General features: G+C 69.2%; 22 protein-coding genes. 9 read left to right on the forward strand and 13 right to left on the reverse strand.

The features are described 5' to 3' along the window. Nucleotides 1-511: 511 nt before the first annotated feature. Entirely contained in the window at nucleotides 512-1,654 is a 1,143-nt protein-coding gene (locus J8I34_RS03540; protein WP_029045327.1) for a 3-deoxy-7-phosphoheptulonate synthase, read from the forward strand. A gap of 30 nt (nucleotides 1,655-1,684) precedes the next feature. On the opposite strand, the gene J8I34_RS03545 is transcribed toward J8I34_RS03540, so the two are convergent. Both J8I34_RS03545 and J8I34_RS03550 read right to left on the reverse strand, forming a co-directional pair. Further along, a complete protein-coding gene (locus tag J8I34_RS03545; protein WP_209805348.1) occupies nucleotides 1,685-2,347 on the reverse strand; it encodes a DsbA family oxidoreductase in 663 nt (220 codons plus the stop codon). A gap of 121 nt (nucleotides 2,348-2,468) precedes the next feature. Further along, complete coding sequence (locus J8I34_RS03550) at nucleotides 2,469-2,852, reverse strand: hypothetical protein (protein WP_209805349.1); 384 nt, start codon at nucleotides 2,850-2,852, stop codon at nucleotides 2,469-2,471. A gap of 157 nt (nucleotides 2,853-3,009) precedes the next feature. On the opposite strand from J8I34_RS03550, the gene J8I34_RS03555 reads away from it, so the two are divergent. Continuing rightward, nucleotides 3,010-3,399, forward strand: a complete 390-nt coding sequence (locus J8I34_RS03555) for a c-type cytochrome (protein WP_209805350.1) — start codon at nucleotides 3,010-3,012, stop codon at nucleotides 3,397-3,399. A 9-nt stretch (nucleotides 3,400-3,408) separates the two neighbouring features. Here J8I34_RS03555 and soxR read toward each other — a convergent pair whose 3' ends face one another. After that, complete coding sequence (gene soxR / locus J8I34_RS03560; RefSeq protein ID WP_245175752.1) at nucleotides 3,409-3,939, reverse strand: redox-sensitive transcriptional activator SoxR; 531 nt, start codon at nucleotides 3,937-3,939, stop codon at nucleotides 3,409-3,411. Nucleotides 3,940-4,065: 126 nt separating this feature from the next. Between soxR and J8I34_RS03565 the strand changes: the two genes are divergently transcribed. After that, nucleotides 4,066-4,494 (forward strand): RidA family protein, encoded by a 429-nt coding sequence (locus J8I34_RS03565; protein ID WP_209805351.1) that lies wholly within the window; start codon nucleotides 4,066-4,068, stop codon nucleotides 4,492-4,494. A 25-nt stretch (nucleotides 4,495-4,519) separates the two neighbouring features. On the opposite strand, the gene J8I34_RS03570 is transcribed toward J8I34_RS03565, so the two are convergent. Together J8I34_RS03570 and J8I34_RS03575 are read right to left on the reverse strand one after the other, a co-directional pair. Beyond that, nucleotides 4,520-4,915: a nuclear transport factor 2 family protein gene (locus J8I34_RS03570; RefSeq protein WP_209805352.1), complete on the reverse strand. Its 396-nt coding sequence runs from the start codon at nucleotides 4,913-4,915 to the stop codon at nucleotides 4,520-4,522. Nucleotides 4,916-5,035: 120 nt separating this feature from the next. Next, nucleotides 5,036-5,929 carry a LysR family transcriptional regulator gene (locus J8I34_RS03575; protein ID WP_209805353.1) on the reverse strand — a complete coding sequence of 298 codons (894 nt, stop codon included), beginning with the start codon at nucleotides 5,927-5,929 and terminating at the stop codon, nucleotides 5,036-5,038. Nucleotides 5,930-6,027: 98 nt separating this feature from the next. On the opposite strand from J8I34_RS03575, the gene J8I34_RS03580 reads away from it, so the two are divergent. Continuing rightward, nucleotides 6,028-6,804, forward strand: coding sequence for an NAD(P)H-dependent oxidoreductase (locus J8I34_RS03580; RefSeq protein ID WP_209771245.1), 777 nt, complete (start codon nucleotides 6,028-6,030; stop codon nucleotides 6,802-6,804). Nucleotides 6,805-6,841: 37 nt separating this feature from the next. Here the strand turns inward: J8I34_RS03580 and J8I34_RS03585 are convergent, their stop codons facing one another. Then, entirely contained in the window at nucleotides 6,842-7,828 is a 987-nt protein-coding gene (locus J8I34_RS03585) for a Bug family tripartite tricarboxylate transporter substrate binding protein (protein ID WP_209771247.1), read from the reverse strand. A 103-nt stretch (nucleotides 7,829-7,931) separates the two neighbouring features. Further along, nucleotides 7,932-9,431, reverse strand: coding sequence for an amidase (locus J8I34_RS03590; RefSeq protein WP_209805433.1), 1,500 nt, complete (start codon nucleotides 9,429-9,431; stop codon nucleotides 7,932-7,934). A gap of 153 nt (nucleotides 9,432-9,584) precedes the next feature. Between J8I34_RS03590 and J8I34_RS03595 the strand changes: the two genes are divergently transcribed. Further along, the gene (locus J8I34_RS03595) at nucleotides 9,585-10,508 is read left to right on the forward strand and encodes a LysR substrate-binding domain-containing protein (protein ID WP_029045337.1); all 924 of its coding nucleotides are present in this window, start codon (nucleotides 9,585-9,587) and stop codon (nucleotides 10,506-10,508) included. A gap of 13 nt (nucleotides 10,509-10,521) precedes the next feature. Here J8I34_RS03595 and xth read toward each other — a convergent pair whose 3' ends face one another. From xth to J8I34_RS03610, 3 genes are all read right to left on the reverse strand, one after another. After that, nucleotides 10,522-11,331 carry an exodeoxyribonuclease III gene (gene xth, locus J8I34_RS03600; RefSeq protein ID WP_209805354.1) on the reverse strand — a complete coding sequence of 270 codons (810 nt, stop codon included), beginning with the start codon at nucleotides 11,329-11,331 and terminating at the stop codon, nucleotides 10,522-10,524. Nucleotides 11,332-11,429: 98 nt separating this feature from the next. Then, the gene (locus J8I34_RS35450; protein WP_209805434.1) at nucleotides 11,430-12,584 is read right to left on the reverse strand and encodes a BON domain-containing protein; all 1,155 of its coding nucleotides are present in this window, start codon (nucleotides 12,582-12,584) and stop codon (nucleotides 11,430-11,432) included. An 880-nt stretch (nucleotides 12,585-13,464) separates the two neighbouring features. Then, the gene (locus J8I34_RS03610) at nucleotides 13,465-14,091 is read right to left on the reverse strand and encodes an LpoB-related protein (RefSeq protein WP_209805355.1); all 627 of its coding nucleotides are present in this window, start codon (nucleotides 14,089-14,091) and stop codon (nucleotides 13,465-13,467) included. Nucleotides 14,092-14,532: 441 nt separating this feature from the next. Between J8I34_RS03610 and J8I34_RS03615 the strand changes: the two genes are divergently transcribed. After that, nucleotides 14,533-15,207 (forward strand): response regulator, encoded by a 675-nt coding sequence (locus J8I34_RS03615; protein WP_029045342.1) that lies wholly within the window; start codon nucleotides 14,533-14,535, stop codon nucleotides 15,205-15,207. 11 nt (nucleotides 15,208-15,218) lie between these two features. Further along, nucleotides 15,219-17,138, forward strand: a complete 1,920-nt coding sequence (locus J8I34_RS03620) for a sensor histidine kinase (protein WP_245175754.1) — start codon at nucleotides 15,219-15,221, stop codon at nucleotides 17,136-17,138. An 86-nt stretch (nucleotides 17,139-17,224) separates the two neighbouring features. On the opposite strand, the gene J8I34_RS03625 is transcribed toward J8I34_RS03620, so the two are convergent. After that, entirely contained in the window at nucleotides 17,225-17,836 is a 612-nt protein-coding gene (locus tag J8I34_RS03625; protein WP_209805356.1) for an OB-fold protein, read from the reverse strand. A 127-nt stretch (nucleotides 17,837-17,963) separates the two neighbouring features. Further along, nucleotides 17,964-19,202: an MFS transporter gene (locus J8I34_RS03630; RefSeq protein ID WP_035876799.1), complete on the reverse strand. Its 1,239-nt coding sequence runs from the start codon at nucleotides 19,200-19,202 to the stop codon at nucleotides 17,964-17,966. Nucleotides 19,203-19,371: 169 nt separating this feature from the next. Here J8I34_RS03630 and J8I34_RS03635 point away from each other — a divergent pair, with 169 nt between their 5' ends. After that, entirely contained in the window at nucleotides 19,372-20,412 is a 1,041-nt protein-coding gene (locus tag J8I34_RS03635; protein ID WP_209805357.1) for a LysR family transcriptional regulator, read from the forward strand. Nucleotides 20,413-20,648: 236 nt separating this feature from the next. Next, complete coding sequence (locus J8I34_RS35725) at nucleotides 20,649-22,691, forward strand: methyl-accepting chemotaxis protein (protein ID WP_500784418.1); 2,043 nt, start codon at nucleotides 20,649-20,651, stop codon at nucleotides 22,689-22,691. On the opposite strand, the gene J8I34_RS03645 is transcribed toward J8I34_RS35725, so the two are convergent. Continuing rightward, nucleotides 22,619-22,828 carry a DUF2905 domain-containing protein gene (locus J8I34_RS03645; RefSeq protein WP_029045346.1) on the reverse strand — a complete coding sequence of 70 codons (210 nt, stop codon included), beginning with the start codon at nucleotides 22,826-22,828 and terminating at the stop codon, nucleotides 22,619-22,621. The two genes, J8I34_RS35725 and J8I34_RS03645, sit on opposite strands and share 73 nt — an antisense overlap. Nucleotides 22,829-23,002: the final 174 nt, after the last annotated feature.

Genomic DNA, 23,002 nt, shown 5'->3' on the forward strand with positions numbered 1-23,002 from the left:
TTCAAGTCATTGAATGTAAACACTTTTCCGGGGCGCCAGGATCGCTTCGGTGGGTCAAAGATGTGTATAACCGCATGCACTTAGGTAGGGGATGCGTGCGATATACCCGATGGAGTTAGGTGAAAGCCATTAGCGTGGCTGCGCTTCGCGCCAAGGTAAGCTTGGCAGCGCGCTGCGCAGGCTGCATCCAATAGCGAAACCCTCAACGGGCAGGTCGGGACAATGCGCAGTGATGGCGACGGCGAGCAGGTCTCAACCCCGGGTCGTCCGGACGGCGATCAGGAAGCGAAGCGCAAGGCGTTGCTGAGGGCGGCATCATCGGTGATTGCGGAGGAGGGATATGCCAATGCATCGCTGCGTAGCGTAGTCAGGCACGCGACCGCCCGCCATCCAGTGCGCGGCCAATGTGCCCGTTAACACGGATCAGAGTCAAGCCGGCCTTCCGCTGCCTTGACGCCCCCGCCATTGGTGTAGCACCATCGTTTGCTAGCAAAACCTGGTCGACCTCGCCATGAACGAACCCCGCAAGCTTTCGTCTACCATCGCCGATGAATGGCAGTCACCGCCGGACCGGACCAGCGTGACTGACGACGCCCATGTCGAAGACATCATCCCGCTGCCGCCGCCTGAACACCTGATCCGCTTTTTCCCGATCCGGAACACGGCCGTCGAGTCGCTGATCACGCAGACGCGCCAGCGCATCGCACGTATCCAGCATGGCCAGGACGACCGGCTGCTGGTGATCATGGGGCCTTGCTCGATCCACGACCCGCAGGCGGCACTTGAATATGCGCGGCTGTTGCTGGCGCAGCGGCAGCGCCATGCCGGGACGCTTGAGATCGTGATGCGCGTGTATTTCGAGAAGCCCCGGACCACGGTCGGCTGGAAAGGGCTGATCAATGACCCATACCTGGATGAGAGCTATCGTATCGACGAGGGCCTGCGCATTGCGCGCAGCCTGCTGGTCGACATCAACCGACTCGGCTTGCCTGCGGCCGGCGAGCTGCTGGACGTGATCTCGCCACAGTACATAGGCGACCTGATCTGCTGGGGCGCGATCGGCGCCCGCACCACGGAAAGCCAGGTGCATCGCGAGCTGGCTTCGGGGAGTTCAGCGCCGATCGGCTTCAAGAATGGCACCGACGGCAACATCAGGATTGCGATCGACGCGATCCAGGCCGCATCGCGTCCGCACCACTTCCTGGGCGTGCACAAGAACGGCCAGGTCGCGACGGTGCACACCAAGGGCAATCCGGACTGCCACGTCATCCTCCGCGGCGGCAAGGTCCCCAACTACGATGCGGATTCCGTGGCGGCGGCGTGCAGGGAGCTGCAGGCGGCAGGGCTGGGCGACGCGCTGATGGTGGATTTCAGTCACGCCAACAGCAGCAAGCAGCATGAGCGGCAGATCGATGTGGCGAGAGATGTGGCACAGCAGATTCGTACCGGCAGCCGGTCCGTCTTCGGGGTCATGGTCGAAAGCAATCTGGTGGCCGGCGCGCAGAAGTTCACGCCAGGGCAGCATAGCCCGTCCACCTTGACATACGGGCAGAGTATTACCGATGCCTGCATCGGCTGGGATGATTCCCTGGCCATGCTGGAAATGCTCAGCGACGCGGTCGACGAACGCCGCGGCCTCAAGCGCAATACTTAGCCTGCAAGCTACCGGCCTGCGCGCCGTGCCTTAGCGCGGCGTACCCGCCTGCTGCGCCTCGGCCACAATTTCCCGGATCGCCTGTTCGAAAGCCTCGACCGGCTGCCCGCCCGTTACCAGGTAGCGGTTGTTGAAGATCACCGACGGCACCGACTGGATGCCCATCTGCTGGTACTGGCGCTCTTCGTCGCGCACGTCGTCGGCGTACTGGCCGCTCTCCAGCACCTGGCGCGCAGCGACCGCATCCAGGCCAACCGACGCCGCTGCCTCAAGCAGCACGGCATGGTTGCCCGGATCCTTGCCATCGGTATGGTAGGCGCGCAGCAGCGCCAGCTTCAGCGGGACTTGCTTTCCTTCCAGGCCGGCCCAGTACAGCAGCCGGTGGGCGTCGAAAGTGTTGTAGACAAAGGCGCGCTCGCCGAAGCTGAAGCCCACGCCGGCGCCGCGCTCGCGGATCATGGCCTGGGTTTCGGCGATCTGCGCGGGCGTGCGGCCATACTTCTTGCCGAGGTAGTCGACGATGGCCTGGCCTTCCGGCCCCATGTCGGGGTTCAGCTCGAAGGGATGCAGCACGATCTCGGCGTCGACGTGGTCGCCCAGCCGCTGCAGCGCCAGCTGGAGCGAAGACAGGCCAATGGCGCACCAGGGGCAGGCGATGTCGGAGACGAAGTCGATTCTGAGGGGTTGGGTCATGGCGATTTGCTGGCAGGCTCAAACGGGATGTTGGCCGACAGGGTAGCCTGACTTGCGGATCTTTGCTGGAAGGGTCTTTTGCGCAGCGGCCGGGCTGGCGGGCCCGGCCGGCAGCGGCGCGTCAGTCCCAGTGGCGGCCCGGACCGCGGTGATCGTGGTGCCCGTCATGGCGACGGGCCCATTCGCGCTCGCGCCATTCGCGGCGAGCCTCACGGTATTCTGCGCGGTGATAGCCGGGGTGGTAGTCAGCCCGATAGTCGGGGCGATAGCGCACCGGCACCGGGGCGACCACCACCGGGCGCGCCGGGGCATAGGCGACGGGGGCAGGGGCATACGCAACCGGCGCCGGCGCGTAGACGGGGGCCGGGCGGTAGACCGGCGCGGGCTCGGCCACCACGACGGCGGGCGCCCCGATATTGATACCGACGCTGACGCCGGCATGGGCCGCGGCGCTCGCCGCCAGCAATGCACCGCCTGCTACTGCCATTGCTAGGATTCGTTTCATGGCTGCCTCCCAAGGGGCGTTGGACATGGGCTCACTGTAGGGGCAGGGTCCGTAATATTGGGCGCTCGAAGTGTTGCAAGTGTGACGTGGTGTAACCGGTCCACGCAGCCGCGGGCCTGTATCATGCAGCCTCGCAGTTCATTGCCCCGTGTTGCCCATGCGTCGTACCATCTTGCCCGCCGTTCCCGCCCTGGCCTTGTCCATCCTTGCCGCAATGCCTGCGGTTGCGCACGCCGAGCCTGACCTGCAGGCGGGCAAGGCACTGTTTGCCACGCGCTGCGCGTCGTGCCACTACGTCGGCCGCAATGCGCGCGGCGCGTTCGGGCCGCAGTTGAACGGGATCTTCGGGCGCGAGGCGGGCACCACCACGGACTTCCAGTATTCGGAAGCGATGCGCAAATCCAGGGTGGTGTGGTCGCGCGACACGTTGAGCGCTTTCCTGCGTGCTCCGGCCAAGGTCGTGCCGGGCACCAAGATGCGGTTCTGGGGCCTGGGCAACGACAAGCAGATCGAAGACCTGCTCGGCTACCTGCAGACCTTCCGCTAAGGCGTTGGCTTACAAGGCGTTCGCCTGTCCCTGCTCGCCGGGGAAATGCGGCCCCGGCCCTGCTCCGGCCAGCGCATCCTGCGGATTGCGCAGCGGGCACGCCTTCAGCGACAAACAGCCGCACCCGATGCAGCCATCGAGCTGGTCGCGCAGCAGCGTCAGCGTGCGGATGCGCTCATCCAGGTCATCGCGCCAGCTGGCCGACAGCCGCCGCCAGTCCGCCACCGTCGGCGCGCGCCCGTCGGGCAGCTTCTGCATCGCCGCCGCGATCACCGCCAGCGGCAGCCCCATGCGCTGCGCCACGCGGATCACCGCCAGCCGCCGCAGCACGGCGCGCGCATAGCGGCGCTGGTTGCCGCCGCTGCGCGTGCTGGCGATCAATCCACGCGATTCATAAAAATGCAGCGCCGAAACCGCGATGCCGGTGCGTTCGGCCACCTGACCGACCGACAGCAGTTCTTCGGCAGGTCCTGGCCGGCGCCGGCGCGGCGCATCTGCCGTGGCAGGCGCGGGGGGAACAGGTTTGGAAGTCTTGGGCATGGCTGGTAGCGGGCGGCGGCGGGAATGCCCATGCTACCACCATGGCCGCGCTTGACCTTAACCTAACTTGAGGTTTGATACTTGCGGCTCCATTGTTCGCCTTCGCTCAACACAGAGTTGATGACCATGCTGACGCTTGCCCGCTCCAATGCTTCGCTGAACCTGATCAATCCCCCCGCGCTGTATGACCCGCGTCCCAACGGCTATTCGCACGTGGCGGTGGTGGAAGGTCCCGCCCGCATCGTCTTTGTGGCCGGGCAGGGCGGCGAGGATGCCGCCGGCTGCCTGGCGGCGGATTTCCCGCGGCAGGTGGCGCGGGCCATGCAGAACCTGCGCATTGCGCTGCAGGCCGCGGGCGCCGACGTGGGCGATGTCGCCAAGCTCACGGTGCTGGTGGTCGACCACTCGCACGACCGCCTGCGCACCTTCGGCGCCGCGCTGCGCGAGATGTGGGGCGACCGGCCGGCGCCGGCCTGCACGCTGATCCCGGTGCCGCGGCTGGCGCTCGACAACATGCTGTTCGAGATCGAAGCCACCGCGGTGCTGCCCGGCTGAGCCGCGCGGGCAGCCGTCGCGTGCGTTACTGCTGCGGGCGCGGCGCCGCGCTGAAGGTCTTGTTGACGATCTTCCACGCGCCGTCGATCTGCAGCAGCGTCATGTAGTCGGTAAAGACCACGTCCGGATGCTCCAGCACGACCTTGGCCTCGCCGGCATTGCCGACCACGTCGAACTGGGTGATGAAGCGCCGGCGCTGCGCTTCGTCGGCCGGCGGATGGCCGGGGCAGCGCGCGGCGACAAAGTCTTCCACCGTCAGCGAATGCAGCTTGCCGTCGCGGAACGAGACGATGCGGGCGTCGGCATGGAAGGCGCGGCGCATCACCTCGGGGTTGCCGGTCGCGTGGCCCTGCAGGTAGTCCTCGATCGGGGCCAGCGCGGCCGTGTGGCGGGACGTCAGGCCGGTTGCACTGTAAGTCATGGTCTCCTCCAAGACTGAGGCGGCGGGGAAAGCACCCGGCCGCTACGTTGAAAGCGTTGATTGTATTCCAGTTTTGTATGCAAAAATGCGTCGTCGCGTCGCGTCGTCAAGTTACGCCTGTCACAGTGACGCCACGATCTGCTCCCGTAGCCAGCGATGTGCCGGGTCGCGATGCACGCGCTCATGCCACAACATCGACATCTCGTAGCCTGGCACTTCAACGGGCGGCTCAACCACGCGCAGTGCCGGCGCATCGCGCACCAGCCGCTCCGGCACCATCGCCACCAGGTCGGTGCTCGCCAGCACGGCGGTGACAAAGAGGAAGTGTGGCACCGACAGCACTACGCGGCGCTGCATGCCGGCCAGCGTCAGCGCCTCGTCGGTGACGCCGGAGAAGCCGCCGCCGTCGGGCGACACCATCACATGCTCCAGCGCGCAGAACTGCGCCAGCGTCGGCCGCCGCTTCAGCCGCGGATGCCCGGCGCGGCCTGCCAGCACATAGCGCTCGGTGAACAGTGCGCGCCGATGCAACGCGGGCGGTGAGCCTTCGGTCGTGTGGAAAGCCAGGTCCAGCTCGCCCTGCTCGCACTGGCGGGCGATGCGCGACGGCACCATCTCCAGCACCGCCAGCCGCGCGCCTGGCGCAGCGCGGCGCAGCGCCTGCATGGCCGGCAGCACGATGGTTGATTCGCCATAGTCGGTTGCCGCCACGCGCCAGGTATGCGTGGACGCGGCGGGATCGAACGGGCTGTCGGGCGACACCGCGTGCTCCAGCGCGGACAGCGCTTCGCGCAGCGGCTCGCGCAGGGACTCGGCCTTGGCCGTCGGCCGCATGCCGCGCGGTCCGGGCAGCAGCAACGGATCGCCGAAGTAGTCGCGCAGCTTGGCCAGATGGACGCTCACTGATGGCTGCGAGAAGTGCAGGCGTTGCGCGGCGCGGGTCACGTTGTGCTCGGACAGCAGCACGTCCAGTGTGACCAGCAGGTTGAGGTCGAGCCGCCTGAGATTAGTCATGACAATACCTGTGATATTGGATATTCATTTCCAATATACCGTGCGGCGGCCTAAGCTGGCTTCTCCCTGATCAATGCTTACGCAAGGAAGCCGCTGTCATGAACGTTCTGATTGTCTACGCCCACCCCGAACCCACTTCGCTCAACGGCGCCATCCGCGATTACGCGGTGCAGCGGCTGAGCGATGCCGGCCACCAGGTCCAGGTGTCCGACCTGTACGCGATGCAATGGAAAGCCCAGCTCGATGCCGCCGACAGCAAGGCGCGCCGCGGCGACGCGCCGTTCCATCCGTCGCTCGATTCAAAGCATGCGTTCGAGAACGGCCTGCAAAGCGACGACATTGCGCGCGAGCAGGACAAGCTGCGCTGGGCCGATACGGTGATCCTGCAATTCCCGCTGTGGTGGTTCTCGATGCCGGCGATCCTGAAAGGCTGGATCGAGCGTGTCTACGCCTATGGCTTCGCCTACGGCGTGGGCGAGTACTCGGACGAACGCTGGGGCGACCGCTACGGAGAGGGCATGCTCGCCGGCAAGCGCGCCATGCTGGTCGTCACCACAGGCGGCTGGGCATCGCACTACAGCGCGCGCGGCATCAACGGGCCGATCGACGACGTCCTGTTCCCGATCCAGCACGGCATCCTCTACTACCCCGGCTTCGACGTGCTGCCGCCGTACGTGGTGTACCGGACCAGCCGGGTCGATGACGGGCGCTTTGCCGCGATCCGCGAAGAACTGGGGCAGCGCCTCGATACGCTGGCGACCACGGCGCCGATTGCGTTCCGGCCGCAGAACGCCGGCGACTATCGGATTCCGGCGCTGACGCTGCGCGAAGACGTGGCACCCGGCCTGGCAGGATTTGCCGCGCACGTCGCATAAGCCGCGCGCTGCAACGGCAGGCAGGCGCCTGCCGCCGTCATTCCGCGCGGATATCCGCGCGCGCTGCCACCGCGCGCATCTCCGGCAGCTCCTTCTCGACCCGCGCCCGGACCGCGGCGCCATTGCCGTAGGCCGGCGTCAGCGCCAGCTCGACCATGCGCGCGCGCGTGGCGGGCGCATTGGCGACTTCGGCCAGCGCCTTCTCCAGCTTCTGCTGCACCGGAGCGGGCAGTCCCGCCGGCGCCAGCAGTGCGAACCAGGTGCCCATCTGGAAGCCGGGGTAGCCGCTTTCCGCCACCGTTGGCACCTGCGGCAGCGCCGGCAGCCGCTGCGGCGACAGCACCGCCACCGGCCAGATCTTGCCGCCCTTGATCAGCGGCAGGCTGGCCACCACGGTATCGACCGCCACCTGCACCTGCCCGCCGGTGAGCGCGGTCAGGCTCGGCGCGCTGCCATTGAAGGGCACGTGGACCATGCGGATGCCAGTGGCGGACTTGAGCATCTCGCCGCCGAAATGCACTGACGAACCCGTGCCGAACGAGCCATAGGAGAACTTGTCGGGATGGGCTTTGGCCTGCGTCACCAGGTCTTTCAGCGAGTTGACCTGCGCATCGGGATTGGCAACCAGCACAAGGCTCATGTCGGCGACCAGGCCCAGCGGCGTGAAGCTCTTGATCGGGTCGTAACCCAGGTGCTGCCGGATCGCCGGGTTCAGCGTCAGCGTGGTGCTGGCCGCCAGCAGCAGGGTGTAGCCGTCGGGCGCGGCCTTGGCGACCTGGTTGGCGCCGACCACCGTGCTGGCGCCGGGCTTGTTCTCGACCACCACCGGCTGGCCCAGCTTTTCGCCGAGGCCGACGGCGAGCAGCCGGCCCAGGAGGTCGGTGGCGCCGCCGGCGGCGAACGGCACCACCAGCCGCAGCGGGCGCTCGGGCCAGGCCGGCGCTTGCGCCATGGCAGGCGCCGTGGCCATTGCCGCGCTGAATGCGGCACAGGCGAGGAACAGCTTCGGGGGCATTGCGGTCATCGGGATCACTCCTGCCGGCAGTTATGGAAAAGCGAAGCGTGGGGCGCCGGCCCGAACCGGATCGGGCCGCGTGGTGTCGTTGTGGTTGCTCGTGAGTGCCGTATCAGGTGGCCTGGTCCAGCCACGGGCTGCGCACGCGCGAGAAGCCGCCGGCCTGGTCGTAGGCATGGCCCAGCTGCAGCACCGCCGCGTCGGCCTGCGCCGGCCCGATGATCTGGATGCCCGCGGGCAGCCCCTGCAGCCCCTGCGGGCCGAAGCCGGCGGGCGCGGCCAGCGCCGGCAGCCCGGCCATGGTGGCCGGCACCACGGCCTGCATCCAGCGGTGGTAGGTGTCCATGTCGCGGCCGCCGACAGTGCGCGGCCAGTCCCATCCGGCGTCGAACGGGAACACCTGAGCGGCCGGCAGCACGAGGTAGTCGAAGCGCTCGAACAGCACGCGCAGCGCCTGGTACCACGCGCTGCGCTCGCACAGGGCTTCATAGACGCGCGTGCCGGGAAGCGCCAGGCCGCGCTCGATTTCCCAGGCTGCCTCGGGCTTGAGCAATGCGCGCGTGGCCGGGTCGCGGTACAGCGCGGCATTCGCGCCTGCCACCGAGAAGCTGCGCAGGTCGATCCACGCATGCCACAGGCGCTCCAGCTCGAAATCCGGCAGTGCGGCGTCGACGTCGCAGCCGAGCGCGCGGAAGTGGTCCAGCGCCTGCTCGCAGGTTTCGAGCACGCCGGGCTCGGTCGGCAAGTGGCCGCCCAGGTCGCCAAGCCAGCCCACGCGCACACCTTTCCAGTCGCGCGCGGGCGGCAGCGTGAAGGAGCCGGGCGCTTCGGCGCGGCGCGTCAGCGGCATGCGCGCATCGAAGCCGGCCTGCACCGACAGCAGCAGCGCCAGGTCGGGCACGTTGCGCGCCATCGGCCCGGCCACGCTGAACTGCTGGAAGAAGACCTCGTCGGCGGGGCCGTGCGGCACGCAGCCGACCGAGGTGCGCAGCCCGTACACCTGGTTGAACGCCGCGGGCGTGCGCAGCGAGCCCATCATGTCCGATCCATCCGCCACCGGCAGCATGTGCAGCGCCACGGCCACCGCGGCGCCGCCGGAGCTGCCGCCAGCCGAGCGCGCCGGGTCGAAGGCATTGCGGGTGGTGCCGTAGACGGGGTTGTAGGTATGGCCGCCCAGGCCGAACTCAGGGGAGTTGGTGCGGCCGATAAAGACCGAGCCCGCGGCGCGCATGCGCTCGAAGATTGCCGCATCGCTCTGGCTGACCTGCCCGGCAAAGATCGGCGAGCCCTTGGTGGTGACCATGCCCGCCGCCGGGCTGATGTCCTTGGGCGCTTGCGGAAAGCCGTGCAGCGGGCCGCGGCTGTGGCCGCGCGCCAGTTCGGCGTCGAGCGCTTGCGCCTGGGCGCGCACCGCATCGCGGTCGGCCGGCGCGACGATGGCATTGACGCGCGGGTTGTGGCGGTCGACCTGGCCGAGGAAGGCCTCCAGCACCTCCACGCAGGAGACCGCGCGGGCATGGATGGCGCGCGACAGGGCGACGGCATCGAGTTCGGTGATCGGGTCGGTGGAAAGCGCGGTGGAAGGCGTTGTGGAAGGCGCGGTGGAAGGCATATTCGCCATGGGTTCTCCCGGTGTCTCCTGTGGTGTCGGGAAAAAGCATACGGGCGCGGCGGGGCTTTACGCAATCGATGATTTTTTCAAATATCCTTGCGTAAAACGCAAAGCAGCGGAGCGCTGCACCGCCGCAATCCAGGGAGCCGCCCCATGCTGTCGCACCGCCTGCAGGACACTTCGCTGCGCTACTTCCTGGAGGTAGTGCGCAGCGGCTCGCTGACCGAGGCGGCGCAGCGCCTGAGCGTGACCGTGTCGGCAGTGAGCCGTCAGGTGGCGGCACTGGAGGCGCTGCTGGGCGTGCCGCTGTTCGACCGGCGCCCGCGCGGCATGGTCGCCAGCGCGGCCGGCGAACTGCTCGCCGCCTATGCGCTGCGCGGCGCCCTGGAAGCGGACCGCGTGGTGGCGGAGATCGCCGCGCTGCAGGGACTGCGCCGTGGCCGGGTGCGCGTGGCCAGTTCCGCCGGGTTTGCCATCGAGTTCCTGCCGCGCATCATTGCCGAGTTCCGCCAGCGCTATCCGGGGCTGCAATTCCATGTGCGCGTGGCGGCGCCGGCGGAGGTGACCGGCATCGTGCTGCATGGCGACGCGGACATCGGCATCACCTACAGCCGCGCGGCCGAGCAAGGCATCCGCATCGAGCATCGCCAGCCCGCGCCGGTCATCGCCATCATGCCGCCCGACCACCCGCTGGCGCGCTTTCGCAGCATCACGCTGGCGCAGATGCAGCCGTACCCGCTGGCGCTGCCGGAAGGCGACAACACCGTGCGCCAGCTGTTCGACATTGCCTGCGGCGAGCGCGGCATCGTGTTCGAGCCGGTGCTGGTGACCAACCACTTCGAGACGCTGACCAGCTTCGTGCTGCACGGCGGCGGGCTGTCGATCTCGGGCGCGGTGACCGTAGGCGACCGCCTGCGCCGCGGCGAACTGCATGCCGCGGCCATCCGCGAGCGCGGCATGCGCAGCCGTGCGGTCGAACTGCAGACGCTGGCTGGCCGCACGTTGCCCGAGGGCGTGCGCGCCTTCCTGGGCTTCGCCCGGGAGCGCCTTGCGGCCGAGATGGGCGCGGCGGCCTGAATCCTAAGCTGGCCTATGCCGGGCGCTTGCGCCGGGCGGCGGGCCGATTCAGCACCACCCACGCCGGTGCATGGTCGCTGGGGTGATCCTCGCCGCGGACCCAGGTGTCGACGCCCGCATCGCGCAGCCGCGGGGCCAGGTCCGCGCTCAGCAGCAGGTGGTCGATGCGCAGCCCGGAGTTGGTCTGCCAGTGCTGGCGGAAGTAGTCCCAGAAGGTGTAGATGCGTTCCTCGCCATAGTGCGTGCGTAACGCATCGGTCCAGCCTTGCGCCAGCAGGCGTGCGTAGGCCTCGCGGCTTTCCGGCTGCAGCAGCGCGTCCTTGCGCCACGAGCGCGGGTTGTAGATGTCTACGTCGGTGGGGACCACGTTGTAGTCGCCCGCCAGCACCACCGGGTGGCCGCTGTCGAACAGCGTCTGCGCATGGTCGATCAGCCGCGCGAACCAGGCCAGCTTGTAGTCGAACCTGGGCCCGGGCTGCGGATTGCCGTTGGGCAGGTACAGGCAGCCAACCAGGATCCCGTGCACGGCTGCCTCCAGGTAGCGGCTGTGGCTGTCGTCGGGATCGCCGGGCAGGCCCCGGCGCACTTCCACCGGCTCGGCGCCGCGCGCCAGGATGGCAACACCGTTCCATGACTTCTGGCCGTGCCAGATGGCGCCGTAGCCGGCCTCGCGCAGTTCGCGCGCGGGAAAGCTCTCGTCGGCGGTCTTCAGTTCCTGCAGGCAGGCCACGTCGGGCGCCTCGCGCTCCAGCCAGTGGCGCAGCGCGCCGATCCGGCTGCGGATGCCGTTGATGTTGAACGTGGCGATCTTGATGGCGGGCATGGGCACCTTGCGCGTGGGAACGAGGCCGGCCGGCACAAGTGCCGGCCGGGGCATCTGCGGCGCGCGCCGGCGCTACGCCGGCGCGCTGCTGCCGCACCTCACGCGCGCCACGTGCTGCCGGTCGCCTCGGACGTGCCTGTGCTGCCGGCGCTGGTGCCGTGGTCCTCGCGCCGCACCCGGATGTCGTTGTTGACTTCCTTCACGCCGTAGGTGCCGTCGGCCAGGTCCTCAATGTAGTACTTCTGGCCGCGCTCGCGCACAGAACCTGTCAGCGACACCACGCCTTCCTTGACGTCGACGCTGACATCGCTGACGTCGACGCCGCGCGCATAGCTGAGCCGCTCGCAGATCTGGTCGCGGATGCGGTCATCGCTGCGCTGGTAGCCACGCGGGCCAGCCTTGCGCTCGTGCTCGCGCTGGTCGGTGCCGAACAGGTCGCCGACCGCTTCGCCGATGCGGCGGCCGAGGTTGTAGAGCACGCCGCGGTCTTCGCGGCCATCGTCGCGATAGTCTTCCCGGTCATCGGTTTCCCAGCCACGCTGCCGTGCCGCCTCGCGGCTGTAGCGCTGGCCGTACCGCTGCTCGTCCTCGCGCTCGTCGCGGTCCTCGGTCCAGTAGCGGGTGTCGCTGCGCAGGTCGCGGAAGTAGGCGTCGCGGTTGCGCGCGCGCGCCGACTCATATGGGTCGCGCGCGCGTTCGACGCTTTCGCGCCACTGGCCTTCGGCGTAGTCGTCATCGCGCTGCCAGGCTTGCGGATCGCGCCATTCGCCGGCGCGTTTCCAGCCATAGCCACCGTTCAGGCCGTAGCGCAGGCTGCTGCCGGCGCGGCGGCGATAGCGCTCTTCGTCCTGGTCGCGCTCATACTGGCGTCCTTCATCGCCCTGGTAGCGCTGAGAGCCCTGAGAGCCCTCATAGTCCTGTTGGCCTCGATAGTCCTGGCCACCGCGGTAGCGCTGCTGGCCGCGGCTGCCGTAGCCACTGCGGTAACCGCTGCCGTAACCGCTGCGGTAATCACTGCGGTAATCGCCGCCGCCGCCGTACTCACCTTGCGTCGGCCGTTCCGGATACCGGCGGGCGCCGTACTCGTCACTGTAGCCGCCGGCCTGGCGCGCCGGGCCACCGTAGCTGGTCTGGCCCGGCGTCAGCTGCTGGCGACGGCGCTGCGTTTGCCAGCGGTCGCGTTCGGATTCCGGTTGCCAGTCGTCGTCGTCCCACGCCTGGCGGCGTTCGCGTTCGTCGTAGTAGTAGCTCATGCTGGTTTCCTGATATGTGAATGACGCCATATACGGACAGGCACAAAGGTGCCCGCAGGTCCGCGCTGACGGGTAATCAGGAAACGGCAAGATTCGTACCGTGCGGCAGCCGCGCGCCTGCGGCGCAGGTGACGCCGCGGGCCATGCAAGCCTTGCAGACCTTGTAAGGGATGCAGGGTGCGGAAGCGGGACAAATGCTTCGATGGCCACAACCAGCGCGGCGCGCGGACTAGCGTACGAAAGGCAGCGCCAGCAACGCATTGCGCAGCGCGGCGTTGGCGTGTTCGCGGCCTGACTCCACAGGTTCCGCGGGCCAGGGCGACGGATTCGCCACGCGGCCGTGCTCGGCATCGAAGGCGGGATACTCGCGGCTCCAGGCGAGCGAGCACTCGCCGTGGCGCGCCTTGGGCAGCGCCGGGCGCGCCTTGCCGCCAGTGGCGGCTGCTGCGCGCGCTGCGCGTCGAGGATCTCCAGCGCGGCGGCGATGGACGCGGCAGCAATGGCGCTTTCGCCGTAGTCGGCCTGCGTGCGCGGCGCCAGCACCAGCGTGCGCCAGGCACTGGGCGGCTCGGCCGGCCCCGGCTGTACCGCGTTGCCGAAGCGCGTTCGCACCAGCAGTACCACGTCGGTATCGGTGCAGTTGTGGAAGGCGGCGTGCACGGCGCTCAGCCCGCTGCCGGTGCGCGCGGTGCCGACCTGCCGCACGCCGACCATGTCCGCGAGTTCTGGCGACAGGAACGACACCGCCAACGCCGGGTGTTCCTGCTGCTGATGCCATGGCATGCAGCCGGTATAGGCGGCAGGCGTGGCGGCGCAGCCGGCCAGCGCGAGCACGGTCGCGGCCAGCAAGACGGCGGCACTGCGGCGGCGCCGAGCCGCTTCAGCGATAGACGACGTCATCGGCGGCCGCGCGCTGGAATTCATAGATGCCGCTCCAGACCACTTCGCCGGTCTCGACTTCCACCAGCTCGAACGAGATCTGCATGTAGCGCTGCACCATGCCGGTGGCGGCGCTGCGGCTGTCCAGCGAGCCGATGCGCCCGGTCAGCCGGTAGTCCGCCCCGAGCCGCGCGCGCGTCAGGCCCAGCGTGCCGGCATCGGTCGCGCCGCTGCGCTTGAGCTGGCGTTCGCGCTCAACCATGCCGGCCTCCGCGCTGATGAACTGGATGCGCGCCTGCGCGGCGCGGTTGAGGTTGATGCGCAGCCGGTCGACGATCAGTTGCCGGTCCATCGGCTGGGCGCTGTCGTTGACGAAGTAGGCGCTGTCCAGCGCGATGCGCGGGCGCTTGCCGTCCGGTCCCGGTGCGAAACGTGCCTGGGCCAGGATGTCGCGCATCATCAGGTCGGACATCGAGACGATGTCGTGGCCTTCCAGGCCGACGCCGGAGACCGGGCCCTTGCGGCCCGCGTCCAGGTCGGTGGCGGCCACGCCGGCGGCGTTAGGCGCCGTGGCTAGACAGCCAGCGAGCAACGCTGGCAGCATCAGTGCCAGCCCGCAAGCGGCCATCCCGGCAAGCCGCCGCGTCGTGGCGGCTGCCGGGATGGTGCCCGCGGGTTCCCCCCGCCTTCCCTGCCGCCCATGGCATGTGCCCTGGCGGCTCCCCGTGTTGCCGGTGTGCCGGCTTTTTGCTTGTCCACGGTTCCTTCCCCGTATTTCCCGATGTCTGCCGCGTCCGTTTGCGCCGCTCTTGCGGCTCATTTGCGGCTCATTTGCGGCTATTTTGCGGCGATGATAGGAGCGCGTGCGCGGCGGCGCCTCCCTGCAACATGGGATGGGCAAGCGACGGCGGCTGTGCCATGGATAGGGCTGGTGCAGGCACGCCGCGGCGGCGCTTGTGTTTACCCTGAAAACCGGCCCGTGCCACGCCCGCGACTCCGGGGGATATGTCAGAATCCGCCGGCAACCCGTCGCGCCGGCGCAACGGCCAGGCCCCGCAACCACACTGGCATGACAAGCACAACCAGAGTCCTGATCGTCGAGGATGACCCGGCGGCGCAGAGCCGCCTGGTGCAGGCCGTCGAGATGCATGCGCCCTTCAGCACCGTGACCGGCCGCGCCGGCAGCGTCGCCGACGCGCTTGCCTGGCTGGCGTTGCACCAGCCCGACGTGCTGCTGTGCGACCTGGGCCTGCCGGACGGCAGCGGCATTGCCGTGATACGCCAGGCGCGCGAACGTTATCCCGCGTGTGAATGCATGGTGGTCACGGTGTTCGGCGACGACCAGCACGTGCTGGCCAGCATCGAAGCCGGCGCCATCGGCTACCTGCTCAAGGACGAGACCACCGACCGCATCGCCGCTTCGATCGGCGAACTGCGCGCCGGCGGCTCGCCGATGAGCCCGCTGATCGCGCGCCAGGTGGTCAACCGCCTGCGCGGCGAGCCCGCCGAGGCCGCAGGCCGCGATAACGCCGCCCAGCGCAGCGTGGCGCTGTCCGCGCGCGAGAGCGAGATCCTCGACCTGATCTCGCGCGGCTACACCTATGCCGAGACCGCGCGCTATGTCGGGCTGAGCGTGCATACCGTGCAATCGCATATCAAGAACATCTACGGCAAGCTGGCGGTGCGCTCGCGCGGCGAAGCCGTGTTCGAGGCCGCCAAGCTCGGCCTGCTCAAGTCCCTGTAGCGTCCCGCGCCATGCCGCCAACCTGGCTGCGACTCACCCGGACCGTGCTTGCCGTGCTTGCGTTGCTTGCCGTACTGCTGCCGCTGTCGTGGCTGGCGTCGCCGGCCCGCGGCGCCGCGCCGGCCGCAAGCGACGGGCTGGTGGAGCTGGCGCGGGCCGTGCGCAGCGCCACGCTGCGCGACGGCAGCGTGCTGCCGGCGCAGCCGCTGACGCTGCCGGACTACTGGGACCGTGCGCTGCCGGGCAAGTCCGGCACGGCGGTCTACGACCTGCGCTTCGACCGCGGCTGGCCGGCGGCGGCAGCGGCAGGGCTGTTCGTGCCGTGGGCGGGCGGCAGCTACGAGGTGCGCCTGAACGGCATATTGGTCGCGTCTGGCGGCAGCCTGACCGCGCCGTCATCCGCGCTGGCCAAGCGCCCGTACTATGTGCCGTTGCCGCCGGAGCTGGTGCGCGAGCACGGCAATACGCTGCGCATCACGGTGGCGGCGCGCGCGTTTTCACGAGCCGGCCTGCTGCCGGTCACGGTGGGGCCGGCCAAGGCGGTGCGCGCGCGCTACCAGGACGCGTTCATGGCGCGCGTGGCCGGGCCCTTCATCGTTGCCGTCCTCAGCGCCGTGCTCGGCACCATCGCGCTGCTGATCTGGTGGCGCCAGCGCGATCCGCTGTTCGGCCTGTACGGCCTGGCCGAGATCGCCTGGAGCATTCGGCTGCTCGACTATTTCGTCGATGACCTGGCACTGCCGCCGGAGCTGCGGGGCTATATCGTCGCCGCCGCGCGCGAGGTCTTCCTCGGCGCCATCGCCAAATTCTGCCTGCTGGTGATCCGCGTGCCCTGGCGCTGGCTGCACCGCACGCTCAACGCCTACCTGTGGCTGGCGCTGCCGGTGCTGGCGCCGCTGGCCGCGCTGTCGAGCCATCCACTGGTGTTCCCACTGAGCTGGCTGGCCAAGGTCGGCATCATCCTGACGGTGTCGGTTGCGCTGGTGTGGGCCGCGCTGCGGCATCCGAGCCGCGAGGCCAGGCTGCTGGCCGCCACCGTGGGCGTGTCGGCGGTGCTGTTCCTGGGCGACTGGCTGCGCGTGTGGCTGACCGGCGACTACTACTGGGTGCGCTCGATGACCCGCTACGTCTCGGTGCCGTTCAGCGTGGTGATGGCGTGGATGCTGGTGGAGCGCTATACCAGCGCGGTGCGCAGCCTGCAGCGCGCCAACCAGGTGCTGAGCGAACGCGTGGCGCAGCGCGAGGCCGAGTTGCGCGCGGTATTCGCACGCGCGCAGAAGATCGCCGCCGAGCAGACCGCGCTGCGCGAGCGCAGCCGCATCCTGCGCGACATGCACGACGGCCTCGGCAGCCAGCTGGTCACCACGCTGTCGATGCTGGAGTCGGGCCAGCCCAGCCGCGCGCAAATCGCCGGGCAGGTGCGGCATGCGCTGGACTCGCTCAAGCTCTCCATCGATGCCATGCAGGACACCGGCGGCGACCTCGCGGCGGTGCTGGGCAACCTGCGCTACCGGCTGGGGCCGCGCATCGAAGAGGCCGGCATCGCCATCCACTGGCAGGTCGAGCGGCTGCCGGTGCTGCCCCACTTCACCGCGCGCAAGGTGCAGGAGCTGCAGTACCTGCTGCTCGAGGGCATCACCAACGTGCTGCAGCACGCCAACGCCAGCGCGATCACGCTGGCCGCGCATGCCGACCCGGTGGCGCAGGTGATCCGCATCAGGCTGGCCGATGACGGGCGCGGCTTCGACACCGGCGCCACGCGCGGCGGGCGCGGGCTGCGCAATATGCAGGTGCGTGCGGCAGCGATCAGCGGGCGGCTGCAACTGCAATCGGTGCCGGGCCAGACCACGCTGACGATCGAGCTGCCGCTCGCGCCGCCGGCGGAAGAGGAGGACGGCGAGGAAGGGGAGGCGCTGGCACCCACGGCATGATCGTGCCGTGGCGGCTGCATGCCAGGGCGCAGGCCGGGCGATGAGCGGAGCAGCCCTCCGTCACCGCCCGCTGGAAGCCTTGCTTGCTACTTCTTGGTGGCAGGCTTCGTCGACGAGGTCTTGGCCGTCTTGCTGCTCGCCGCCGCCCTGGCCGGCGCTGCGGCGCTCGCGGTGGTGGCCGGTGCCGGTTCGATCTTCGACTTGCTGAAGGCGAAATAGCACTCGGTGTTGCTGTTCTGCGCCCATTCCGAGTCGCTCGTGGCCAGCAGGCCGGTGACATTGATCTTGTCGCCGGTCGACAGGTTGCTGATCTTCTTCTGGTTGACCATCAGCGCGTCCCGCATCAGCGCCTTGCCGGTGCAGCTCGGGTTGACCGAATCCTTGAAGTAGACCGCGATCTTGTCGCTCGACACGCCGGCCAGCCCGTCGACCCGGGTGATGCGGGTAACCGTGCCCGACACCAGGATCGCCTGCTGGTCCCACTTCTTCTTGGCCGTGATCTCGTTCTTCTTCCAGTCTGTCCAGATATCGCCCAGTGATGCCTGCTTCGGATCCGCCAGCATGCGGAAGTCTCCGCTGAGCACGTCGCCCGTGCTGTCCAGCGCGCCGCTGATGCCTGACATGGCCCCGTCCATCGATTCACACCCCGCCAGCAGGCTGGCCAGCGCCAGTGCCAATACCACCTTTCCGGATTTCATTTCTTGTTTTCTCCTCGATCGGGTCAGCCCCGTCGGCCGACGCCGCGCATTGTAGCGTACGCACGCCAAAAGCTGACAGAAGTGGCAAAAAGGCGATAAAACCCGGAAATAACCCCCGTTCGGGGGATCAGCGCCCCCCGTTTCCTGACGGCAGCATCCGCACCGCCAGCGCGGCCAGGGACGTGGCCGTGGCGAGCGCTGCCACGCCCGTCCAGCCGGCATGCGCCAGAGCCAGGCTGCCGAGCGCCGCACCTGCCGCCATGCCGGCAAACATGCAGACGAACAGCACCGCGTTCAGCCGGCTGCGCGCGCCCGGGTCGATGCCATAGACGATGGTCTGGTGCGCGACCAGCGTCACCTGCACGCCCAGGTCGAAGCCGACGGCGGCGGCCACCAGCAGCCCGAGTTGCGCCTGCGGCGACAGCCATGGCGCCAGCAGCATGGCGGCAAAGGACAGCGCGGCGAGCGCGGCGCCGAGCCGGGTCACCGCCTGCGGGCCGCGGTGGTCGGCGATGCGGCCGGCGATCGGGGCGCCCAGCGCGCCTGCCGCACCGGCCAGCCCGAACGCGCCGGCGGCTTCGCTGCCAAGGTGGAACGGGGCGCCATGCAGCATTACCGCCAGCGTCGACCAGAACGCGCTGAAGCCGACCGACAGCAACGCCTGCGCCAGCGCGGCGCGGCGCAGGTCGCCATGCCGGCGCCACAGCGTCAGCAACGAGCCGAGCAGCGCGCGGTAGGGCATCACCGCGGTCGGGGCGAATCGCGGCAGGCTGCGCTGCGCCACCAGCGCCATCGCGGCGATGCTGCCGGCGGCGGCGATCAGCATCGCGCGCCAGCCGAAATGCGCGGCGATAAAGCCGCTGACCACGCGCGACAGCAGGATGCCGAGCAGCAGCCCGGTCATGACCGTGCCCACCACCTTGCCACGCTGCGCGTCGGGCGCCAGCGCCGCCGCGGCGGGCACGATGTCCTGCGCCATCGTGGCGGACAGGCCGATGGCCAGGCTCGCCGCCAGCACCATGCCGATGCCGGGCGCCAGCCCGGCCAGCAGCAGGGCGGCCGCCAGTGCCGCCGACTTGGCCAGGATGATGCGGCGGCGGTCGAAGCGGTCGCCGAGCGGTGCCAGCAGCAGGATGCCCAGCGCATAGCCAAGCTGCGTCAGCGTCGGGATGGCGCCAACAGCCGTGCCGGAGGTGTGCAGGTCCGGCCCCATGATGCCGAGCATGGGCTGGCTGTAGTACAGCGAGGCGACGGCGAGGCCGGCGGCAGTGGCAAGCATCAATACCAGGCGCGCCGGCAGTGCCGGCGCCGGGGCCGGCGATGGCGTCGCGGCCGCAGTGGCGGGCGAGGTGGAAAGGCAGGACATGGTCGGTATCCCTGAATCAGGTGATTTCGTTGAAAAAGGCAGATCCGCAATCGGTGCAATCGATGCAATCTGTGCGATGGATGCGATGGATGCGATGGATGCAGATGTTGTCCCGCCCCCGCCTTTTCTGGTAGAGGTGTGCGGTGAACAACGGCTATACGAGGCGCGCATGACCAGACCGCGAACCATCGCAGTGCCCAAGGCACGGGCCGACAGCCTGGAACCTGCTCCGGCCAGCGCCGGCGCCGACCGCATCGAACTGCTGCAGACCTTCGTGCGCATCGTGGAGGGGGGCAGCCTGTCGCAGGCCGCCGCGCAACTGCGGACCACGCAGCCCACGGTCAGCCGCCGCCTGCAGGCGCTGGAGCGGCAACTGGGCGTGCGCCTGCTGCAGCGCTCCACGCATGCGATGAAGCTGACCGAAGACGGCGAGCGCTGCTACGAGCGCGCCAAGGCGCTGGTCGGCGACTGGGCGACGCTTGAGGCTGACCTGCGCGGCGCCGGCTACGCGCCCGAAGGCACGCTGCGCGTGGTGGTGCCGCATGCCTTCGGCCAGGACCTGATGGTGCCGCCGCTGGCAGCCTACATGCGCCAGTACGGCCAGGTCGCGGTGGAGTGGCTGCTGCATGACCGCACCCCGGACTTCATCGCCGAGGCCATCGATTGCGCCGTGCATGTCGGGGAGGTACGCGAGCCTGGAATGGTTGCTGTCAGGCTGGCCGAAGTGCCGCGCCTGGCGGTTGCCGCGCCGGCGCTGTTCGAAGGCCGGCGGCTGCCGCGCCAGCCCGAGGAACTGGAGGCGCTGCCCTGGCTGGCGCTGCACACCTTCTACCGCCAGGCGATGACGCTGTCGCACGCGGCCAGCGGCGACTGCCGCGAACTCCGGTTCCGGCCGCGGCTGAGTACCGACAGCCTGTACGCGTTGCGCGCTGCCGCGTTGCAAGGGCTGGGCGTCGGCGTGGGCTCGGCGTGGATCTTCGCCGACGACATCGCGCGCGGCGATCTGCTGCACCTGTTGCCCGAGTGGCAGGCCGAGCCGCTGCCGGTCTACCTGGTCTATCCCTACGCCAGCTTCTACCCCGCCAGGCTCAGGTTGTTCATCGATGCGATGCGCGAGGCTGTGCCTGCCATGGCTGGCGTGCAGCCCCCGCGCGCGCGGCGCAGGCAGGCACAGGCCGCGGCCGGCAAATCCACGGCCGGAAAGCGATAGGCGACGCTCGCGGCGACTGCGCGAAGCGCTCCGGCGGCATCGCCGTCGCTGCGCGTGCAAGCACGATTTCCTGCCCCCGGCGCGTGCATTTTGCCCTGATGCGGGGCATTTTCTGCACCCCGTTTGCGCATCGTCAAAATGATCGGAATTCTTGCTTCAGGCCTGGAAAACGCAACCGATAGCCGGGGGGAAAGCCAATCCCTTGCCAGCCCTTTCCTGCCAGTCCAGCCGAGCCGATGACCGCCTTTTTCCGCCCCGCCGAGCGCCTGATGGCGCGCCTGAACATCAACCAGAAACTGACCCTGATCGCAGTGCTGTTCCTCGTGCCGCTGTGCGGGGCAATGTACGTCGTGCTGCATGGCTCGGCGCAGTCGATCCGCACCACCGACAGCGAACGGCGCGGCCTGGCCATCGTCGGCCACGCGCTCGACTTCATGCGCGAGACGCAGGTCCGGCGCGGTGCCGCGAACACCGTACTGGCCGGCAACGCCGGCTTCCGGCCGACCTTCGACGCGGCCGACGGCAAGGCCGCGGCCAACCTCGCCGAACTGCTGCGCGCCACCATCGCCAATCCCGGCTTTGCGCTCGAGCCAGCGGCGCGCAAGCTGGAGCAGGACTGGCAGCACCTCCGGGGCCTCGGCCTGAACACCACGCCCGGCCCGCTGTTCGAGCGTCACAGCGCGCTGGTCAGGCAGACACAGCTGTTCATCGCCGACGTGGCCGAGCGCTCAGAGCTCGCCCTCGACGGCGAAGCCGGCGCGTACTACCTGATCAGCCTGATGGTTGGCCCGATGCCGCGCCTGGCCGAGCACAGCGCGCTGGCGCGCGGGCGCGGCGCTGGCATCATCGCGCAGGGCGGCTATGCCGATGCCGCGCAGCAGGCCAACCTGGGTGCGCTCGCCGAGCAGATCCAGGAAGGCCTGGAAGCCGTCCGGCGCGATGTCGCGCGCGTGGGCAGGCATGCGCCGGCATACCAGCCGCAGGTCGACGCGGCCATGCAGCAGCTGGCGGCGATGGACAACTTCTACCGCACGCTCAAGGTGCGGATGCTCGGCGCCAGCGGCATTGGCATCGACGCCAAGACCTATTTCGATGAAGCCAGCGCGGCGATCAACGGCGTGCTGGCCGCCAACAACGAGTTTTCGGCGATCGCCGGCGCCATGCTGGCGCAACGCATCGCCGCGCAGCGGCGCCAGTTCGCGCTGCTGGCGGCGCTGGGCGTGGTCGCGCTGGCCCTTGCCTTCTATTTGTTCGGCGGCTTCAGCCGCGGCATGCGCGGCGACGTGCGCACCGTGGGGAACATGGTCGACCGCATCAATGCCGGCGACCTGAGCCTGCGCATGGCGGTGCACGGCCGCGACGAGTTCAGCGAAGTCAAGCGCCACCTGCTGTCGCTGGTGGACAGCTGGCGCGGGCTGATCGGCGATACCAAGGCCGGCGCGCACAACGTGCTGGCTGCCGCCGGCGAGATCGCGCAGGGCAATATCGACCTGTCGCAGCGCACCGAGGAGCAGGCCTCGTCGCTGGAGCAGACCGCGGCCAGCATGGAGCAGCTCACCGCCACTGTGCAGCAGAACGCCGGCAGTGCCGCACAGGCCAGCGAGCTCGCGCGCGAAGCGTCGGACATTGCGCTGGCCGGCGGCGCCGCGGTAGGGCGCATGCAGCAGACCATGCAGGACATCGAGGCCGATTCGCGCCGCATTGTCGACATCATCGCGGTGATCGATGCCATTGCCTTCCAGACCAATATCCTGGCACTGAACGCGGCGGTGGAGGCAGCCCGCGCGGGCGAGGCCGGCCGCGGCTTCGCCGTGGTGGCGTCCCGAGGTGCGCGGGCTGGCGCAGCGCGCCGGCAACTCGGCCAGGGAAATCGGCACGCTGATCTCGCAGTCCGCGCAGCGGGTGGCCTCTGGCACGTCGCTGGCGGTGGATGCCACCGCCAGCATGGACAGCACCGTGGCCGCGATCCGGCGCGTGACGGCGATGATGGACGAAATCAGCCATGCCTCGCGCGAGCAGAGCAGCGGCATCGCGCAGGTCAACCAGGCGGTGGCGCAGATGGATCAGGTCACGCAGCAGAACGCGGCGCTGGTGGAGGAGGCGGCCGCCGCGGCGCAGTCGCTGCAGGCGCAGGCGCAGCAGATGCAGCGCGCGATGGCGGTGTTCCGCACCGACGCTCGGTCGGCCTGATTCCGGTGGCGCGGGGTCAGCGCCGCAGCAGCCAGATCACGATCGAGACCACCACCGACACCAGGATGCAGGTCGTGATCGGGAGGTAGAAGCTGAAGCCGTCGCGGACGATATGGATGTCGCCGGGCAGGCGGCCAAGGCGCTCGAACGGCAGCTTAGACAGCCAGGGCCAGGCTGCTGCGGCGGCGATCAGCAGGCAGCCGAGGATGAGGAGCACGCGTTGCATGGCGGGTTGAGGACAGGGTGTCTGGTATCGGGACGATGCTGAGCAGTTCGACCAGCGCGGGCGCCGTGGATTCCGCCCATGCGGCGCCGGCGGCCCATATCGTCGCTTCCGACGAGTCGTGCGGCGGCGCAGCTTCGCGATACTGGCCCCTGCGCATCCCGCGCCGCCGCAACC

This window comes from Cupriavidus phytohabitans (assembly GCF_017815025.1).
Taxonomy (GTDB): domain Bacteria; phylum Pseudomonadota; class Gammaproteobacteria; order Burkholderiales; family Burkholderiaceae; genus Cupriavidus.

Bases quoted from the DNA above. Each gene is read 5' to 3' on its own strand.
- J8I34_RS03540 (WP_029045327.1), top strand. From the start codon at position 512: ATGAACGAACCCCGCAAGCTTTCGTCTACCATCGCCGATGAATGGCAG.
- J8I34_RS03545 (WP_209805348.1), bottom strand. From the start codon at position 2,347: ATGACCCAACCCCTCAGAATCGACTTCGTCTCCGACATCGCCTGCCCC.
- J8I34_RS03550 (WP_209805349.1), bottom strand. From the start codon at position 2,852: ATGAAACGAATCCTAGCAATGGCAGTAGCAGGCGGTGCATTGCTGGCG.
- J8I34_RS03555 (WP_209805350.1), top strand. From the start codon at position 3,010: ATGCGTCGTACCATCTTGCCCGCCGTTCCCGCCCTGGCCTTGTCCATC.
- soxR (WP_245175752.1), bottom strand. From the start codon at position 3,939: ATGCCCAAGACTTCCAAACCTGTTCCCCCCGCGCCTGCCACGGCAGAT.
- J8I34_RS03565 (WP_209805351.1), top strand. From the start codon at position 4,066: ATGCTGACGCTTGCCCGCTCCAATGCTTCGCTGAACCTGATCAATCCC.
- J8I34_RS03570 (WP_209805352.1), bottom strand. From the start codon at position 4,915: ATGACTTACAGTGCAACCGGCCTGACGTCCCGCCACACGGCCGCGCTG.
- J8I34_RS03575 (WP_209805353.1), bottom strand. From the start codon at position 5,929: ATGACTAATCTCAGGCGGCTCGACCTCAACCTGCTGGTCACACTGGAC.
- J8I34_RS03580 (WP_209771245.1), top strand. From the start codon at position 6,028: ATGAACGTTCTGATTGTCTACGCCCACCCCGAACCCACTTCGCTCAAC.
- J8I34_RS03585 (WP_209771247.1), bottom strand. From the start codon at position 7,828: ATGACCGCAATGCCCCCGAAGCTGTTCCTCGCCTGTGCCGCATTCAGC.
- J8I34_RS03590 (WP_209805433.1), bottom strand. From the start codon at position 9,431: ATGCCTTCCACCGCGCCTTCCACAACGCCTTCCACCGCGCTTTCCACC.
- J8I34_RS03595 (WP_029045337.1), top strand. From the start codon at position 9,585: ATGCTGTCGCACCGCCTGCAGGACACTTCGCTGCGCTACTTCCTGGAG.
- xth (WP_209805354.1), bottom strand. From the start codon at position 11,331: ATGCCCGCCATCAAGATCGCCACGTTCAACATCAACGGCATCCGCAGC.
- J8I34_RS35450 (WP_209805434.1), bottom strand. From the start codon at position 12,584: ATGAGCTACTACTACGACGAACGCGAACGCCGCCAGGCGTGGGACGAC.
- J8I34_RS03610 (WP_209805355.1), bottom strand. From the start codon at position 14,091: ATGGCCGCTTGCGGGCTGGCACTGATGCTGCCAGCGTTGCTCGCTGGC.
- J8I34_RS03615 (WP_029045342.1), top strand. From the start codon at position 14,533: ATGACAAGCACAACCAGAGTCCTGATCGTCGAGGATGACCCGGCGGCG.
- J8I34_RS03620 (WP_245175754.1), top strand. From the start codon at position 15,219: ATGCCGCCAACCTGGCTGCGACTCACCCGGACCGTGCTTGCCGTGCTT.
- J8I34_RS03625 (WP_209805356.1), bottom strand. From the start codon at position 17,836: ATGAAATCCGGAAAGGTGGTATTGGCACTGGCGCTGGCCAGCCTGCTG.
- J8I34_RS03630 (WP_035876799.1), bottom strand. From the start codon at position 19,202: ATGTCCTGCCTTTCCACCTCGCCCGCCACTGCGGCCGCGACGCCATCG.
- J8I34_RS03635 (WP_209805357.1), top strand. From the start codon at position 19,372: ATGACCAGACCGCGAACCATCGCAGTGCCCAAGGCACGGGCCGACAGC.
- J8I34_RS35725 (WP_500784418.1), top strand. From the start codon at position 20,649: ATGACCGCCTTTTTCCGCCCCGCCGAGCGCCTGATGGCGCGCCTGAAC.
- J8I34_RS03645 (WP_029045346.1), bottom strand. From the start codon at position 22,828: ATGCAACGCGTGCTCCTCATCCTCGGCTGCCTGCTGATCGCCGCCGCA.